The following is a 1,953-nucleotide window of genomic DNA, read 5'->3' as shown; positions in this document are numbered from 1 at the left end:
CCGAGCTTGGGTAGTTTTAGGTGGTGATTGTCAATGACTTTAATGTTTTGATTAACTGCCTTAGTTGTGTAACTCTGGGCATTGTCTTTCTTACTTTTAAACCGTGGATGGCCATTAGGAAGCTCCTTATTAAAAAAACGCTGAAAAGCGTCGTGCAGATGATCATTTGTTGCTTGCAGGGCGGTTGAGTCAACGTCCTTTAACCACGGGTATTCTGCTTTTAAAGGTTTTAGCATTAAATTCATCGCATAGTTGTTTTGATACTTAGCCAGGTGATTGTTTTCATATCGCTCATTTTGCATGGCTAACATTTGGTTCCATAAAAAACGCGTCGAACCAAAAGTTCGGTTCATCTGGTTAATTTGTTTTTGATTGGGATATAAGCGGATCTTAAAAGCTATCGACGTCATTGATCTCACCACCTTTTCTTTAGCATAGCACTTTATCTGGTTAAAACAATGTGTAATTTATGTAGCGTACAATGTACGCTACGGCTATCCATCCCCCGACTAAAGTCAGGGGTATTTCGCCAAAAGCATCTATAAAATATAGCAGCTCTAAAAATCACTAAATCTACACTCTTCCCAATAACTTACAGGGATTTTAAGATAGAAACTTGATTACACATTAAATTAACGCTAGCTATTGCCTCCATAAAAATAGAGACCCTCACAACTTGGTATTACTCACTACCAGTAGGTGAAGATCTCTATTTAAACTATCTTTCTTATTTTGTTACGATGTTTTTTTGTTCTCCTGCCAAAAATGCCTGCAGGTTGTCCACGGCAATTTGTAATAACCGTGCGCGTGTTTCTTGTGGTGCCCATGCAATGTGTGGTGTTAAATAACAATTCTTAGCTTGCAGCAAAGGACTATCTTCATTGATTGGTTCATGTTGTGTGACATCAACGGCTGCGGCTGCTAGCTGATCATGATCAAGCGCATCTGCAACAGCTTGTTCGTTGATCAAACCACCTCGTGCGGTATTCAGCAGGATTGCAGAATTCTTGATTTTTTGTAATGACTCACTATTGATCAGCTCAGTAGTTTCTGGTGTTTGAGGGACATGCAAACTGATCACGTCAGCTAGTTGATATAATTCATCTAAGCTGACCTGAGTCAACCATTCCTCAGTAACTTCCTTAGGACGATGATTGTAAAAAATAACCTTCATTCCAAAAGCATGACCTAATTCAGCAACTTTCTGCGCAATACGGCCAAAGCCAACTAGTCCTAAAGTCTTACCCTGTAATTCAGTTAATGGTTTAGCAAAAAAACTAAAGTCAGGATTACTGGACCATTCACCCGCATGAACTAGCTGATTGTGTAAACCAACTTGGCTAGTTACTTCTAATAGTAAAGCAAAGGTAAATTGGGCAACGGCTTCAGTCCCATAAGTTGGGATATTAGTCACAGTCACGCCGGCCTGAACTGCAGCAGCGACATCGATCACATTATAACCAGTAGCTAAGACACCAATGTATTTCAAATTAGGCGCAGCGTTGATCACTGTTTTATTTAAAGGCGTTTTATTAGTTAAAACGATACTAGCGTCACCGATCCGGCTTAAAATTTCCTTTTGGTCAGTAAAAGAAGTTCGATCATAAATTTCGCAGTCGCCAATTTCTTTCAAAGGAGCCCAGTCAATATCACCGGGGTTTAAAGCATATCCATCTAAGACAACAATTTTCATTAAAAACCCTCCAAATTTAATAACAGAGCGGAGAAACTCGGGAGAAGACGAGCACTAGCGAGGCCGGGCAGGATAGCACGGTTTAGGCGCTGTGCTGTCAGGACTGGCTAAGCGGAATCTTTTGAGTTTCGGAACTCGACTAAGAATAACAGAGCGGAGTGAAACGGGTAGAAAGTGAGATTATCGGAACCCAGGGACTAATGCGTTTTAGGCATTGGTTCCTGAGTTTGGATAAGCGGAACTTTCTGTTTCACGGAGCT

2 protein-coding genes are annotated in these 1,953 nt (G+C 40.7%); both read right to left on the bottom strand.

Annotated elements, in window-relative coordinates:
* The coding region (locus tag LPAF129_RS10970; protein ID WP_244057159.1) for an RNA-guided endonuclease TnpB family protein at positions 1-410 on the bottom strand (410 nt) is incomplete at its 3' end.
* A 317-nt stretch (positions 411-727) separates the two neighbouring features.
* Complete coding sequence (locus LPAF129_RS10965; protein WP_244057156.1) at positions 728-1,693, bottom strand: D-2-hydroxyacid dehydrogenase; 966 nt, start codon at positions 1,691-1,693, stop codon at positions 728-730.
* Positions 1,694-1,953 lie beyond the last annotated feature (260 nt).

Origin of the sequence: Ligilactobacillus pabuli (assembly GCF_022836475.1) — a bacterium.
GTDB classification, from domain to species: domain Bacteria; phylum Bacillota; class Bacilli; order Lactobacillales; family Lactobacillaceae; genus Ligilactobacillus; species Ligilactobacillus pabuli.
The sequence above is the reverse complement of the archived record's forward strand: the minus strand, read 5'-3'. Positions and strand labels throughout refer to the sequence as shown.